The organism is Paenibacillus sp. ACRSA, from assembly GCF_022346845.1.
GTDB lineage: Bacteria > Bacillota > Bacilli > Paenibacillales > Paenibacillaceae > Paenibacillus.
Genome location: NZ_JAKRNP010000006.1, coordinates 263,571 through 277,236, shown reverse-complemented (window position 1 = coordinate 277,236; position 13,666 = coordinate 263,571). Strand labels below are relative to the sequence as shown.

Genomic DNA, 13,666 nt, shown 5'->3' with positions numbered 1-13,666 from the left:
ATTTTCTTCCTAGTTTCATTTCGTAAAGAATGGCAAAGCCTCTTTCAAGACTTCTGCTCCGGACAACGGACCTTTACCCAGTGCCCATACTTCATCATTTACAACTAGCACATGGTTGTTTTTCACTGCATTGATCGTTTGGAAAGTGCTGTTGTCCATCCATTTATCAAGGTCAGCCTGAGCACCATAGATCACCAGATAATCTGGATTTTCCTGTACTAGTGTCTCCAGATCAACGTCGGCAACATCGATTTTACCTGGTGTTTGCTGTTGACTGGATTTGGTTTCATCGAAGCTGTATTCTGCCCCGATTTTCTCTAGCAGTGTGGCGATATAGGATGTTTTCATCCAGATATAAAAGTTCTTCTCCAGCACCTTCACAACCATAACTTTAGGAGTTCCGGTAATTTTCGAATTTGTTTGGTCTATGTTCGAATTGAACTCACTCATCACCTGCTCGTACTCTTTGTCTTTACCGAGCAAAGTTCCAAGCACAGCGAAGTTCTGCTCCATGTCACCATAACCGTTGGTGTATAGGGCAATCGTTGGTGCGATCTTCTCCAGATCATCACGAATCGCTCCATGGACATCGGCATTTGCAATAATGAGATCAGGCTTAAGGGAAGAGATGACTTCCAGATTAGGCTGCTGATGATTACCTACGAAGGTATAGTCCTTCACTTTGTCCTTTAAGTATCCGAGTACCTCTGCATTGTAAGAGCCAGCGATGCCAACGGGTGTAATCCCCAGTGAGACTACTTCATCCGTAAAGGAGAAGTGCAGCGTTACAATTTTTTGGGGTGAACGAGGCAATGTAGTTTCTCCCCATGCACTTTTTACAACATAGGAACCATCGGAATTCGAAGTAATGGACGGTGCATTAGTTGCATTGTCTTCACTTGAGCTTTGATCAGTTGTTGTATCAGAAGCAGAGGTCGTCTGACTATTGTCTGTATCAGCCGTATTTGTAGATTGCTCCTGATCTGCTGTCTCCCCTGCAGTGTTTCCTGCTGTCTGTCCCCCACAACCGGCGAGAATCAGTGTCATGATTAAGATGAAGCTCCAGAGTAGTGATTTACGGTTCATTAGGTATGTTTCCTCCATATGCGTTATTTTTTGTGTCCTTGCTTGATAATGAGGTATACAAAATAAGGTGCACCAATAAGTGACGTAATGATGCCGACAGGGATCTCCATCGGTGGCACAATGACGCGACCCAGAAGATCGCCGAGCATCACAAGTAATCCGCCCAGAGCTGCCGTAAAAGGTAGGGAACGGATGAAGTTTTCCCCAGTCAGCTTATGTGACAGATGTGGAATAATTAGTCCAACAAAACTGAGATTGCCTGAGATGCTGGCAGCACTTGCGGATAAAGCCAATGCCACAAGTAGCAGTAATGTTCGGACAGTACGAACTCGGGTGCCTAAGGACACAAGCACAGACTCATCCAGCTTCAAAACATTCAGGTACCGAACAAGCAACATGGCGGCGATTAATCCAGCTACCGTCCATGGCCATAACAACTCGGCATGTTGCAAATTGCGTGCATAAAGACTACCTTTGAGCCAGACGAGTGCCTGACTGGAGCTCATGGCGTATTTGACAATTAACATCTTGATGATGGCTTGTAGAGCTGCACTGACAGCGATCCCCACGAGTGCAAGCCGAATCATGGAGTTCCCCTGACGCCGATAAGCCAAAAGAAAAATAAGTATACTTGCTACTGCGGAGCCTGCCATCGAATACACAGGCAGCCAGATCGCTGGCGTTAACGGCGCAAGCAGAATAATAAGCACAGTTACAAGCCCACCACCCGCGGTAGCGCCAATCACATCGGGTGAAGCGAGTGGGTTACGAAGCACCGTTTGCAGAATAGCTCCTGCCACAGAGGCAGAAACACCTACAAGCAGAGCACAGAGTACACGGGGTAACCGAAGTTCATAGATGGTGCCGGCATGCGCACGGAACTGGTTAGCAATCTCGCCAAAGGTAACCGGTGTAGCCCCGAAACGAAGTGACAGGATAAAGACCACAACAATCATCACCAGTACGGTAGTCATTAGAAAAGAGTAACTACCTTTGCTGCGGAAAGATAAACTTATCATATGTCTCATGCGTTCTTCCTCCCACGCATACGCATCAGGACAATGAAAAAGGGTGCTCCAATGAATGCAGTAATCAGTCCAACAGGTGATTCAATCGGGTAGAACAACATTCGCCCAACCAGATCAGCGTATACCAGCAGAACGCTACCCATAAGTGCTGCGAGCGGCAGAATGATACGATAATCTATACCTACCAGTGTACGAATGATATGTACGGCCATGAGACCGATAAATCCAATCGGGCCACATATGGCAGTCGCTGCACCTACCAGTACGATAATCGCTATCATAATTCCGCTACGAACAACCGTTAGTCGTTGTCCGACAGAGATGGCTGTGTCCTCACCCATGGATAACACATTTAACTGCGCGGCAAATAAACAGCAAACGATACTCATGGGGACAAGCGTGAACAAAGAGAAGATAACATCATCCCAGGACATACCTGATAGATCGCCCGCCATCCAGCGAAGAAGCTGGTACAGATCCGTATCATGAAAGATGATGAGGGTAGTTGTCATTGAGCTGAAGAACAGACTGTTCACAAGCCCAGTTAGCACCACACTACTGGAACTGAAACGACTGCGCACACTGAGAAAATAGATGATTATACCGCTAAGTGCTGTCCCAAGCATGGAGGCTGTAACGGTAAAAAAACGAAACGTCTGGAATTGCAGCAATACGAGCAGTACCGCAATTGCCATATTAGCTCCTTGATTAATGCCCATGACTTCAGGATCAGCCAGATCATTAGACGTTAACGACTGTAGCAGGCAACCAGCAATACCAAGTGCTGCTCCGACTATAGCCGCTGAGATGATACGTGGCAGACGAATCGTAGTGATTGAGCGAATCAGTGATTCGTTATCATACCAGCCAAACCAGTTGAACAAGATCGGGTCTTTGCGACTGGGCTGCAAATGAAATATCATGGCTAAGTAACAACCACACAAAAGTAGCACAATCAATGATAGGTAGATCCCTACCCGTTTCGAGAGACCCCAGCGCTTCCGAGCAGGAGAGTGATGAGATGTGCTATGAAGAGAGAGAGACATGCTGGAATACGTTCATCTCCTTTTCAACATTCAATTTTAATGAAAATGATTATCATTGTTGCTATAATACATTACAGTTGTGTGATTCATGTGTTTTTAGGGGGAGAACTGTGAGACGTTCCGTTTTATTAATAGAAGATGAGGAATCCATTCGTGAATTGGTCAGCGATTATTTCACGCAATTCTCTTGGCAAGTGATCGAAGCGGCTAACGGGGAAGAGGCACTGGAGTTATTTAAGACTCGTCCAGTCGATCTCGTCATTGTGGATCTGATGATTCCGAAAGTAAGTGGCTGGAATGTATGTAAGCAGATACGCTCACAATCCACGGTGCCAATCATTATCCTGACTGCCAAATCCGAGGAAGAGAACAAGCTGCTTGGATTTGAATTGGGAGCGGATGATTATGTGACCAAACCCTTCAGTCCAAGAGTGCTGGTAGCTCGCGCAGAGACGCTGATGAAGCGTGTCGAGCACACGGTGGGTCAGGAGGAGCCGATGATTTCTTTTGGCAATACGGTCATTTATGAGAGAAGACGTCTTGTGGAGATCAACGGACAGCCTATTGAGCTGTCTTATAAAGAATACGATGTGCTGCTGCATTTGCTGAAACATAAGAACTTTCCCTTAACGCGTGAGCATTTGTTAAATCAGGTATGGGGTGTGGATTATTTCGGTGACCCTCGTGTGGTGGATACACATATCAAAAATCTGCGCAAAAAGCTGGAGTCAGACGCTCGTTATATTCGTACGGTGTTTCGCATCGGCTACAAATTTGAGGTTGAGTCATGAAGCCAAGAGGCATCGTATTTAAGCTGTTTGTGGCGAACTTGATATTCTATATTGTCTTCTTCGCGGCAGTCGTGGCGGGACATTTCTGGTTCTTCGAACGTTTCTACCAGCATGAGCGTACGACTGAACTCGGGAAAAAGTTAGCATCCTTCGCTTCGGATTACACCCAGCAGAAATGGCCTGCTGAGAAGACACCGACTGTTATGGGCAGTTTCATTACGCAAAATCATGTGCAAATGGCGATTTTGGATACAGATGGAGAGGTGCGATACGATAACCCGTTTCGGATTCAACTGAGTACAGACGCAGGGCAGCCGTTATCCATTGCGGTATCCTTTTTTCCCGACATGTCCGCACTGACTGCATATGGCTTGCAACCCGGTGATCGTATAACGGTAAAGGGAGAGTATTATGTGGAGCAAGGGCATTCGTTATTCTCACCGTATGTCATCCGTAAGAATGGCTCGTCTGCGGTAGGATCACTGCCGTATAATGCGAATCGAGAAGGTGTTATCGAGGTGAGCGGAACCATTGATTCTGTATTGTTGCCAGCACCGGGGCAGTGGAATAACAGAGAAGGCATCATGGCTGCTGCACTCAAGGTGTGGTTCCCTCTGCCAGCAGAGTATAACGAGCAAGTGAACCGGGGAGAAGCCATTCATATCGAGTGGAAGGAACCCATTAGCGGGGTACATAATCTCGTATTTGTTCAGCCGATCCTGCGTGATGGAAAGGTGACCGAGTATTTATTTGCATTAACACCATTAACCCAGCTTGGTGAGGCATTTGGCGCACTTGAGGTGTATTATGCCTTTTTCAGTATTACCGGGGGATTGTTACTCATTGTAGTTCTTTCGTTCTTGTTCTCTAAAATGGTCTCACGTCCGCTCATACAGCTGAACCTAAATGCAGCACGTATGGCGAAGCTTGATTTCACTGCGATCTCTTCTATTGAAAGTAAAGACGAGCTGGGCAGTCTGTCAGAGAGCCTGGTCAGCCTTTCTTCGAATCTGGATCGCACATTGAAGGAGCTTCAACTAACGAATGAGAAATTAGTGCTGGAGATGGAATACAAAAGCAAGATGGAAGAACTGCAAAAGCGCTTTGTCTCTGATGCTTCTCATGAGCTTAAGACACCGATTAGTGTCGTGAAGGGGTATGCCGAAGGGCTTCTGGACCAGATCGCCGAAAATAAACGAGAGCGATACATCCGTACCATTTTACGAGAAGCGGATCGGATGGAGAAATTAGTGCTAGACATGTTGGAGCTTACTCGGCTGGAAGCCGGAGCGGTGAAGCTACATGGTGAGTTATTCTCGGTGAATCAACTTGCATTAGAGTCCATGGAGAAGATGGAGCAGCTTGCGAAGGCGAAGCGCATGGAGATTCAAATTCAGGGAGATCGGAACGTGTGCGCTTGGGCGGACCCCGAGAAAATCGAACAGGTACTCCTCAACTATCTCAGTAATGCCATTCGTAACGGTACCGAAGGAAGCCCAATTCAGATTCTCATCCAGCATGATGTACAGAAGCAGAATGTCTGTGTTTCGGTAGAAAATGAGGGGTCAACTATTGCAGAGCATGAATTATCCCTGATATGGGATCGTTTTTATCGGGAAGAGGATGCTCGCAGTCGCCAAGCAGGGGGAACCGGTCTAGGATTATCCATCGTGAAGGAAATTATGCAATTGCACCAGCAATCGTATGGGGTTGGAAATACGCCTAATGGTGTCAGATTTTATTTTACATTAGATGTTCCATTGGAGGGGTGAGCTTATTAAAGCGCAGAACTATAAAATCGTACCAACACCTAATGACACGTTCCATTTTTATGTTAATGGTCAATTGATCTCTCAAAATCTGTACGATCTGGACGCAGAACTCAATATGATCCAAATTGATGTGTGTGAACATTGTTTTTACCCCGGATGCTCGGATTCGGGATATGTAGAGGTTCTGGATCTCGGTGAATATGTTGTTTGGAAAGAACCACTCCGTAATCAATATTCATCTTTGAACCGAGAATTTATGGCGGCCTCGGGCATTCGATATGGAAGTATATTTTGGAGTCGAGAATTATACAATGCATTGCAGCAAGAGATCCAATCCTTAGGGAGAACAGTACATGTGGATGGAGAGCGTTATTTGAAGAGTGAGGATGTCTATGATCTGTGGAGAATCAATGGTTCAAGATCATATTCACCAGAACGGCATGATACGCATTCGCTCGAAACACTATTGGAGAACCAGATTGGGATGTACGCAGAAGATTTGACGGAAGAAGAATGCAGGGTTTGGTTTAATAAAGCGAAGAAACAGGGAACAGTGCCGAATCGTCAGGTCATTCGAGTTCAAGCAATCAATCATACCATGAAGAAAGTAGTGATGATGTTCGACCAACCTATATACAGAGAATGGGATTGCTTATATATTGATGAAAGTACATTTTATTACCATGTGGGAGAAGGTGTGGTTGCGAGTATTGCAACAAATTAGTGTTATGAATGGGTGTGTGATCAAGTTATAGGAGGACTGTTCGTGGAATTAAGACAAATTACATCGATGACGATGGATGAATTTACTCAGCTCGGTCATTTTGGATACGTATCCACACGTAAATTCGAATGTTCAAGAGAAGAGACGGAGATACCATACTCTTACACCGTACGAATCCATCTCATTGATGTAGATCCGCCGTATGTGAAGGAAGAAATGAATGATGAAGAGGATCTGAAGCGATACAACCAGCTTGTTACATTGGGATATTCATATGGGGTGTACGTCGATCAGAAGTTAGTAGCACTTTCGATTGCTGAGCCTCAATACTGGAATAATACGTTGTTAATCTGGCATCTTCAGGTTCATGAGCGTCATCAGCGGAAAGGGTACGGCAAGATCCTTATCGATAAGATGACCAACTTGGCTAGAGACAACGGGCTACGAGCGGTGACTGTCGAGACGCAAAATACTAATGTAGCCGCAGTACAGTTTTATATGCGATGTGGATTTCAGATCGAAGGAATTGACCTCTCGCTATACTCCAATAACGATACAGGAAGTGAAGAGGTCGCATTCTATATGCGTAGGAAAATTCCACAACATGAATAACGATATGATTATGATTCAGTATTCACTGAAATATATGAAAGAGCTTCTCTATAGATAGAGGATAGCATTGAATTAGGAGCGAAGAAATATGGGACAGAAGCAGTTCTGGTTTTATATCCAACGAGAGATGACGGATTTTATCCAGGACGTTAACCTGTTCAGTGGCTTGGATGATTCTCATCGAGATTATGAAGATACATGGGAATGGTACGAATATGGCTCTAGCGACCGGAACAATACAGAGGTATACATCAATATTTCAAGAGAGCACAACGGGGCACAAGCTAGTTACGAATGTCCGGTCAGATTAAAGTATCATAACTCAGAGGTAGATGTTCATACGGTTGGATTAGGGATTTCAATAGAATTAGGTGTGAAAGTATATTATGGTCAAGTCGCCTATGAAGGCGGGAATCAGTATACATATCAAGAGGAGCTTAGTTGGGGAGCATAACCAAGAAGCGGAGGTAGTAAAGATGAGCAGTGTTACGCTAAAACAACTCTCGACCCAGGATCAAGCAGCTATGCTTGATCGTGAATTCGTTAATCATTTTCCATGGTATCGTTCGGGCAATTACTTTGCGAAATGTTTGGAGGAGAATGTACAAGGAAAGCGAGTAACCCTGTTGGCATTCTGTAACGAGGTACTTGCAGGTGCTTGCCACCTGTTACATCACTCCGAGTATCCGTTTTTCAGTCATGAAAATATTCCAGAAATTAATGATCTTAACGTATTCCCTGAGTTCAGAAGAAGGAAAATTGCCAGTGCATTGCTTGATGAGATGGAGAAAATTGCAGCCCGAGATTATACACGTATTGGACTCGGTGTGGGGCTGTATCAAGATTATGGTAATGCCCAAAGGATGTACACCCAGCGTGGTTATGTCATGGATGGGAAAGGGATCATGTATAACAATGTTCAAGTGGTACCTGGACAACCTGTGATGGTAGATGATGAATTATTGCTGTATTTAGTGAAGGACTTGGGCATATAGTGTTGTAAAAGGATTGCATTCTAGAGGCAACAACGTATTGTCTCTAGTCATCGGGGAGAGTGGCTGTATTGATTATCATGTCAGAGATCATATTTGCTATATTGATCGTTGTCGTCATTCTCTTCCAAGCTGCATTAGCTGCTGGTGTGCCATGGGGCGAATACGCAATGGGTGGAAAATTCCCCGGTCGATACCCTCGGTTTATGCGTATTATTTGTTTGTTTCAGATCGCCGTTCTGGTTCTGATCGGTGTCATTGTTTTAAGTAAATCAGGTTTGCTAATGCCTGCATGGTCAGCTTTTGCCGATACAGCGATTTGGTTTATCATTGCCTACCTGGTGCTGGGCACGATAATGAATCTTATGACACCAAGTGTGTGGGAACGAAGAATCTGGACACCTGTAACCCTTCTACTTCTTATAACGAGCCTAGTTATTGCATTGTCATAAGATGATGTGTAGCAATAACATAACAACGATAAAGCCCTGGCATGTATGCCAAAGGGCTCTTTTCATTGTTAATGATCCTCATTTATACTAGATGAAAGTTGTGAACAGACATAGAGAGAAGCAGGAAGGGGAGACTGTGTTGTGGTGTGGATGGTTTACTTTGGAGCAGCTATATTCATTATCATAGGAATTGTAGTAGGGCGTAAAATGAAAGGAAATCGTTCCATAAGAGGCCGAAGAAGACGTCGGAAGAACATGTACAGAAGCACCAATTTACCTCAGAATCTTGGACTACGCAAAGAGATTGCATATAACCAGACCATTCAGAGACTGGAGGCTAGCTTCCAAACACATTTCTATACACATTCTGAAGACAAACTAGAATTACGGCTGCAACAGGAGCATCCTTACATGAGCAAGCTAGAGTATCAGTGGAAGCTGCTGGAGCTCAAGCGGTATTTCATTATGGCCTCACTGCTGAAGCAGGTGCCTATGTTCAGTGAACAAGTGGATCAGTTGTGGCATGAAATGCTGATGTTTACAAGATCGTACGCCGATTTTTGTGCAGAATTCATGGGTGCCATGGTACACCATGAGCCAGCAGTTAATCGCAGTGATACGCCAGGTGCGCGTGCTTGGTTTGACTGGGTGTATTGTCAGCTCTTTGAGTTTACTCCCTATAGTTCCGCGATCTGGGGTGATTTCTTCAGGTATCCGTTATCTGGCGACGTACAGAAGCTGATCGTACAGGGGGACCGTTCTGAACTGGTGAACCAGCTTTTCCATGCTAGGCGTACGCAGGAAGAGCCCGAGACAGCACAAGTGGTTACTTACCTAATCGAGCAGTTACAGCGATCAGCTAACCTGAACGAGAAAGAGTTATCTCTTGACAAGACAGGTTCAGGTACGAGCAATGTGGCTCTTCTCATGGCAAGTGCAATGGTGTATTACTCCATACAAGATGAGTCAACGTATGAAATGCACATGGAGAGTCTGGAACAAGACATTTTCCCGAGAGAGAAGAGTGCTTCGTCAAGTAGCGGGTGCTCGAGCAGTTCAAGTTGTTATGCAGATCATTCCAGCGATCATCACAATCATTCTTCTGGAGATTCCGATTCCTCTTCAGGCTCATCTTCAGACTCCTCTTGCAGCTCGTCCAGTTGCTCATCTTGTGGCGGTGGTGGAGATTAAGATACGGATATTGAGAAGAGTAGAGTATACGGATCAGCATAAAATCAGCATAAGAAAGAAAAGGGGGCTTTCCCACTTGCGGGAAAAGCCCTTTTTTTGGAATAGACATGTTGGCTGTCCATTTTAATGATGATGATGCGCGTGCGCATCTGGTGCGTCGCCTTTGACGGTGCATAATACAGAACGATCATGCATGTGTTTCTCCGATTCAACCTGTAAAGTCACATGTTTAATTTCCTTATGCTCCAGCAGATGTTCAATCTTCTGAACCAACATTTCGGATGCATATACATCCATCTTGCCATCTACGACAATATGAGCGGTGAGTGCATTCAGGTTGCTGGTAATCGACCATACATGCACATCATGGACACCTTGCACGCCGTCTACGTTTTGGATCGTTTGTACAAGATCATTCAGATCTACATTCTTAGGTGTACCTTCCATGAGGATATGTAAGGACGATTTGGTAACGAAGAAACCACTGCGTAACACTAATACAGCGACAATTACACTTGCTAATGGATCTGCCCAGCCCCAGCCGAAGAACATCATAAGCAGAGCGGCAGCAATAGCCCCAACAGAGCCGAGCATATCACTGATGACATGTAAGTATGCGCCGCGCATATTCAGATTTTTCTCCGTGTCACTGCCACGCATCATAATCCAGGCAACCAGTATATTGATGAGCAATCCAATCGTACTGATGATCAGCATGCCTACGGTTGCTACTTCGGGTGGGTTAATGAAGCGACCAATGGCTTCGTAAAAGATATATAGGGAAATACCGATAAGGGTAATCCCATTCAGTGTAGCCGCTAGAATCTCAAAACGCCGATAACCGTAGGTTTTACCTGTGTTCACAGCTTTCTCACCAAATGTGAATGCTAACAGAGCAATTCCCAAGGCAATCGAGTCTGAGAGCATGTGACCTGCATCTGATATTAATGCTAGGCTGTTCGTTATAAACCCACCAACGGCTTCAACGAACATATACAGGGTAATGATGATAAAGGAAATGAGCAGTACTTTTTTGTTATTAGTGTGTGCGTGATTATGACCATGGTCGTGGTTGTGATGATGTCCAGACATACGATGTTCTCTCCTTTTTGCAAAAATATCTCATTAAGAAGCAGTTGATGAAATTAATAAGCTATATTAATGATTTAATTATGAACATATGAGCAATCACTCATATGTTATATGGTTTTATTATAAAAGCACCTCAAACTAGTGTCAACCCGTTTCATCAGAATTATGAGTTATAAAATGGAAAGTTATTGAGTGAAGTTAGTAAAGCTTGTGGTATGATTGAATGAAGTATAAGGGAAAAACATGAAAAAATGGGTGTTCGTACATATAGAACGAGATTTTAATTCTTTAAAGGAAGAGATCAATTACGTGGAGGACATGTATGCAAGATCGGCGAAAGAAGATGTGGGTGTGGAGCAGTAGTGTAATATTATGTGCTGTAGCAGTTGGTATCATCATCTATGTTATGAACAGTGATGTCATGGAGCATAACGGGGGGAATCCAACAACAGCTGATTCTATAGCTGTGAATCATACCCTGCCGTCTGAAGATGAGACTCCGTTAGAAGCGGAAGAAGAAGTCAACATGATCGGAATGATTGAAACAAAAGATAGCAAGAATCTGGACATTTACATGAGTGCTTCAAGAAGCAATAACTTTGGACAACTTCCATTCAAGCAAGATGAATCATTCAAAATGGTTGTAACGAGTGAAAAAGTAAACGAACTTGAAATTGGACTTATGTCGATTGCGAATGAGCGAATCTATAGTGAAATTGTAAAATCCGGAACAGGCAGCGTAACGATCAAAGTACCCGAAAGTGGGATGTACCGAATATACGTGAACAATCTATCGCCTGAATCTGTACAATTTCAGTTGAAATTAGGAAAGGCGATCGAAGGGCCGATAGATTAAGTGTTGCTTTACGACTTTGCTAAGGCAGGTCGTTGTCTGTCTTTTTGTTAACGCTGACAATAGAGAGGTAGTCAACTTATGAGTGAGATTCCGTATAATTTAAACTTTGAGAAATTGTGCAGTGAACTGGAGCTTGGCAACTTAGTAGGAACGCCTACAGCCATCTCAGGAGGCTTGTTACATAGAACGTATGCCTTAGTAACTAACCTAGATAAATATGCAGTGAAGGCACTAAATCCTCAAATTATGCTCAGACCTAAAGCGGTTACGAATTATAGACAATCGGAGCGAATTGCGAATAAACTAGTCGCATCTATTGCTGCACAACCAGCCATGATCTTCAATGGTAATGCTGTACACCATATTGAGGATCAATACTATCTCGTATTTCAATGGATTGATGGGCAGACTTTTCAGTCTATGGACATTACTCCACTTCATTGTGAACAGATGGGTACGATCCTCGGACAGATTCATAGAACGGATTGTTCTTCCGTACTTGATACAAGTCTTCAGCCAGCCAAACAATTAGAGATCGACTGGAACGGTTATGTGAAAAGAGGTCTGCACGAAAATATAGAATGGGCTGCGCTATTGAGAAACCATGTGCAGAAGCTCTATGAGTGGACTGCAAAGGCTAACACTGCTTCAACAATACTGAGCATAGATCAGGTGATCAGCCACCGGGATCTAGAGCCCAAAAATGTCATGTGGCGGCATAATAAGCCTATTATTATTGATTGGGAATCTGCGGGACGGATTAATCCGCTGCATGATCTCGTTGAAACTGCAATCTATTGGTCTGTGCTTGATACGGGCATTGTCAGTCAAGTTAAATTCATGGCATTTGTCCGTGCATATCGGAAGCAAGCAGGTGAACCAAAGGCCGATTGGGGCATGGTGTTGAATCATGGTTATGAAGGCAAGTTAGCATGGCTGGAATATAGCTTGAAGCGATCCTTAAAGATTGAATGCACAGATCAAGCAGAACAACAGCTGGGAACATCTCAAGTCAGTGGAACGTTAGAAAGTCTGCAAAGGTACGAAAATATGAGTACTGAGATTGAAGGCTGGCTTAATGCTTGAACATGTCTGAAGAAGGGAGATGAATTCCATGGTGAAACAGGGCTTTACACATTGTTTGCAGATGTTTCCGAGTGTGAATATGGCCGCTACAGCAGGGTTTTACGAACGTATCGGCTTCCGGGTTGTACGTTATCTAGATGCGAGTGAACCTCATGTGTGTCTATATATGGATCAGATTGAGATCGTATTAACTCAATCGAACCAAGAAGCAATTGTTCCTAATCGAGAAGTGCACGGTTATGGGTACGATGCGTATTTCATCACAGATGCCCAAGAGCAGATGGAGAATACGTTAAGAGAGTTAGGTGTGAATATTGTACGACCGCTATCTACCACGGATTATAACAATAAGGAATTTGTGTTTGAGGATATTGATCGAAGATGGATTGCGGTAGGTAACAAGCAGTAAGAAGTAACTCTAAAATGATGATTTCTATTGCACATACGAGTTTACGAGTTTCTGAGAGAAGGACTTTAACATTTAGGGCATATAAAAAAACCAGTTGATAGTTAGCAACTGGTTCTTCCTAAATTTATATGGAGTATTCCATCAACCATTGCAAAGCTTGTTCATGATCAGCAAAGAATTTAACGGATTCGGTTTGATTCGATTGTTCTAAATAGTTCATGATCTGGCCTTCTTCAAGAAGAAACGCTATAGCCTGAGTGTGCTGCAGAAGGTGTTTGTTGAAGAACTTATCTTTCCAAGCCTTCTGCACAGAAAAATGATCTGGAATGTATCCTTTTCGATCGACCAACAATTTAAATGTCCGACCTTCGGAAATAAATTGCTGACAAGCTTGCTCAAAGCCTACAAACCATTCGTTAACATCATTTGTTGTAATCTTACCAGTTAGGTGGGTAACGATTAAATCTCCTGAAATGGTTGTGCTGATATTTTGCTTGTTAATTTAGAATCATCTCCCTTAGATATCATT

15 protein-coding genes and 1 pseudogene are annotated in these 13,666 nt (G+C 43.8%); 11 read left to right on the top strand and 5 right to left on the bottom strand.

The genetic code is table 11. The annotated features are described in order from the left end of the window. Positions 1–15: 15 nt before the first annotated feature. The 3 genes from MH215_RS19120 to MH215_RS19110 are packed head-to-tail and all read right to left on the bottom strand — an operon-like array spanning position 16 to position 3,037. The gene (locus MH215_RS19120) at positions 16–1,086 is read right to left on the bottom strand and encodes an ABC transporter substrate-binding protein (RefSeq protein ID WP_239292742.1); all 1,071 of its coding nucleotides are present in this window, start codon (positions 1,084–1,086) and stop codon (positions 16–18) included. A gap of 23 nt (positions 1,087–1,109) precedes the next feature. Continuing rightward, on the bottom strand, positions 1,110–2,114 hold the full coding sequence (locus MH215_RS19115; RefSeq protein WP_239292741.1) for a FecCD family ABC transporter permease: 1,005 nt from the start codon (positions 2,112–2,114) through the stop codon (positions 1,110–1,112). Continuing rightward, the gene (locus tag MH215_RS19110; RefSeq protein WP_239292739.1) at positions 2,111–3,037 is read right to left on the bottom strand and encodes a FecCD family ABC transporter permease; all 927 of its coding nucleotides are present in this window, start codon (positions 3,035–3,037) and stop codon (positions 2,111–2,113) included. The genes MH215_RS19115 and MH215_RS19110 overlap by 4 nt, the downstream gene beginning before the upstream one ends. A gap of 233 nt (positions 3,038–3,270) precedes the next feature. On the opposite strand from MH215_RS19110, the gene MH215_RS19105 reads away from it, so the two are divergent. From MH215_RS19105 to MH215_RS19070, 8 genes are all read left to right on the top strand, one after another. Further along, positions 3,271–3,951, top strand: a complete 681-nt coding sequence (locus tag MH215_RS19105) for a response regulator transcription factor (RefSeq protein ID WP_239292737.1) — start codon at positions 3,271–3,273, stop codon at positions 3,949–3,951. Then, positions 3,948–5,723: a sensor histidine kinase gene (locus MH215_RS19100; RefSeq protein WP_239292735.1), complete on the top strand. Its 1,776-nt coding sequence runs from the start codon at positions 3,948–3,950 to the stop codon at positions 5,721–5,723. Before MH215_RS19105 ends, MH215_RS19100 begins: the two co-directional genes overlap by 4 nt. A gap of 115 nt (positions 5,724–5,838) precedes the next feature. After that, on the top strand, positions 5,839–6,447 hold the full coding sequence (locus MH215_RS19095) for a hypothetical protein (RefSeq protein ID WP_239292724.1): 609 nt from the start codon (positions 5,839–5,841) through the stop codon (positions 6,445–6,447). 42 nt (positions 6,448–6,489) lie between these two features. Next, positions 6,490–7,059 (top strand): GNAT family N-acetyltransferase, encoded by a 570-nt coding sequence (locus tag MH215_RS19090; protein WP_239292722.1) that lies wholly within the window; start codon positions 6,490–6,492, stop codon positions 7,057–7,059. 88 nt (positions 7,060–7,147) lie between these two features. Next, the gene (locus MH215_RS19085; RefSeq protein WP_239292720.1) at positions 7,148–7,513 is read left to right on the top strand and encodes a hypothetical protein; all 366 of its coding nucleotides are present in this window, start codon (positions 7,148–7,150) and stop codon (positions 7,511–7,513) included. Positions 7,514–7,535: 22 nt separating this feature from the next. Further along, complete coding sequence (locus MH215_RS19080) at positions 7,536–8,054, top strand: GNAT family N-acetyltransferase (protein ID WP_239292718.1); 519 nt, start codon at positions 7,536–7,538, stop codon at positions 8,052–8,054. Between the two features lie 77 nt (positions 8,055–8,131). Then, positions 8,132–8,503 carry a hypothetical protein gene (locus MH215_RS19075; protein WP_239292886.1) on the top strand — a complete coding sequence of 124 codons (372 nt, stop codon included), beginning with the start codon at positions 8,132–8,134 and terminating at the stop codon, positions 8,501–8,503. 411 nt (positions 8,504–8,914) lie between these two features. Further along, a complete protein-coding gene (locus tag MH215_RS19070) occupies positions 8,915–9,694 on the top strand; it encodes a glycine-rich domain-containing protein (protein ID WP_239292716.1) in 780 nt (259 codons plus the stop codon). 123 nt (positions 9,695–9,817) lie between these two features. Here MH215_RS19070 and MH215_RS19065 read toward each other — a convergent pair whose 3' ends face one another. Further along, entirely contained in the window at positions 9,818–10,786 is a 969-nt protein-coding gene (locus MH215_RS19065; RefSeq protein ID WP_239292714.1) for a cation diffusion facilitator family transporter, read from the bottom strand. Positions 10,787–11,108: 322 nt separating this feature from the next. Here MH215_RS19065 and MH215_RS19060 point away from each other — a divergent pair, with 322 nt between their 5' ends. The 3 genes from MH215_RS19060 to MH215_RS19050 all read left to right on the top strand — a co-directional run bounded on the left by MH215_RS19060 (position 11,109) and on the right by MH215_RS19050 (position 13,137). Next, positions 11,109–11,642, top strand: a complete 534-nt coding sequence (locus MH215_RS19060; protein WP_239292712.1) for a hypothetical protein — start codon at positions 11,109–11,111, stop codon at positions 11,640–11,642. 78 nt (positions 11,643–11,720) lie between these two features. Further along, positions 11,721–12,728 (top strand): aminoglycoside phosphotransferase family protein, encoded by a 1,008-nt coding sequence (locus tag MH215_RS19055; RefSeq protein WP_239292710.1) that lies wholly within the window; start codon positions 11,721–11,723, stop codon positions 12,726–12,728. A gap of 31 nt (positions 12,729–12,759) precedes the next feature. Then, complete coding sequence (locus MH215_RS19050; protein ID WP_200956173.1) at positions 12,760–13,137, top strand: VOC family protein; 378 nt, start codon at positions 12,760–12,762, stop codon at positions 13,135–13,137. Between the two features lie 124 nt (positions 13,138–13,261). Here MH215_RS19050 and MH215_RS19045 read toward each other — a convergent pair. Further along, positions 13,262–13,665, bottom strand: a pseudogene (locus tag MH215_RS19045) (STAS/SEC14 domain-containing protein). Position 13,666: the final 1 nt, after the last annotated feature.

Excerpts from the sequence above, each read along its gene's own strand:
- MH215_RS19120 (WP_239292742.1), bottom strand. The coding sequence starts at position 1,086 with ATGAACCGTAAATCACTACTCTGGAGCTTCATCTTAATCATGACACTG.
- MH215_RS19115 (WP_239292741.1), bottom strand. The coding sequence starts at position 2,114 with ATGAGACATATGATAAGTTTATCTTTCCGCAGCAAAGGTAGTTACTCT.
- MH215_RS19110 (WP_239292739.1), bottom strand. The coding sequence starts at position 3,037 with ATGATATTTCATTTGCAGCCCAGTCGCAAAGACCCGATCTTGTTCAAC.
- MH215_RS19100 (WP_239292735.1), top strand. The coding sequence starts at position 3,948 with ATGAAGCCAAGAGGCATCGTATTTAAGCTGTTTGTGGCGAACTTGATA.
- MH215_RS19095 (WP_239292724.1), top strand. The coding sequence starts at position 5,839 with ATGATCCAAATTGATGTGTGTGAACATTGTTTTTACCCCGGATGCTCG.
- MH215_RS19085 (WP_239292720.1), top strand. The coding sequence starts at position 7,148 with ATGGGACAGAAGCAGTTCTGGTTTTATATCCAACGAGAGATGACGGAT.
- MH215_RS19080 (WP_239292718.1), top strand. The coding sequence starts at position 7,536 with ATGAGCAGTGTTACGCTAAAACAACTCTCGACCCAGGATCAAGCAGCT.
- MH215_RS19075 (WP_239292886.1), top strand. The coding sequence starts at position 8,132 with ATGTCAGAGATCATATTTGCTATATTGATCGTTGTCGTCATTCTCTTC.
- MH215_RS19070 (WP_239292716.1), top strand. The coding sequence starts at position 8,915 with ATGAGCAAGCTAGAGTATCAGTGGAAGCTGCTGGAGCTCAAGCGGTAT.
- MH215_RS19065 (WP_239292714.1), bottom strand. The coding sequence starts at position 10,786 with ATGTCTGGACATCATCACAACCACGACCATGGTCATAATCACGCACAC.
- MH215_RS19060 (WP_239292712.1), top strand. The coding sequence starts at position 11,109 with ATGCAAGATCGGCGAAAGAAGATGTGGGTGTGGAGCAGTAGTGTAATA.
- MH215_RS19055 (WP_239292710.1), top strand. The coding sequence starts at position 11,721 with ATGAGTGAGATTCCGTATAATTTAAACTTTGAGAAATTGTGCAGTGAA.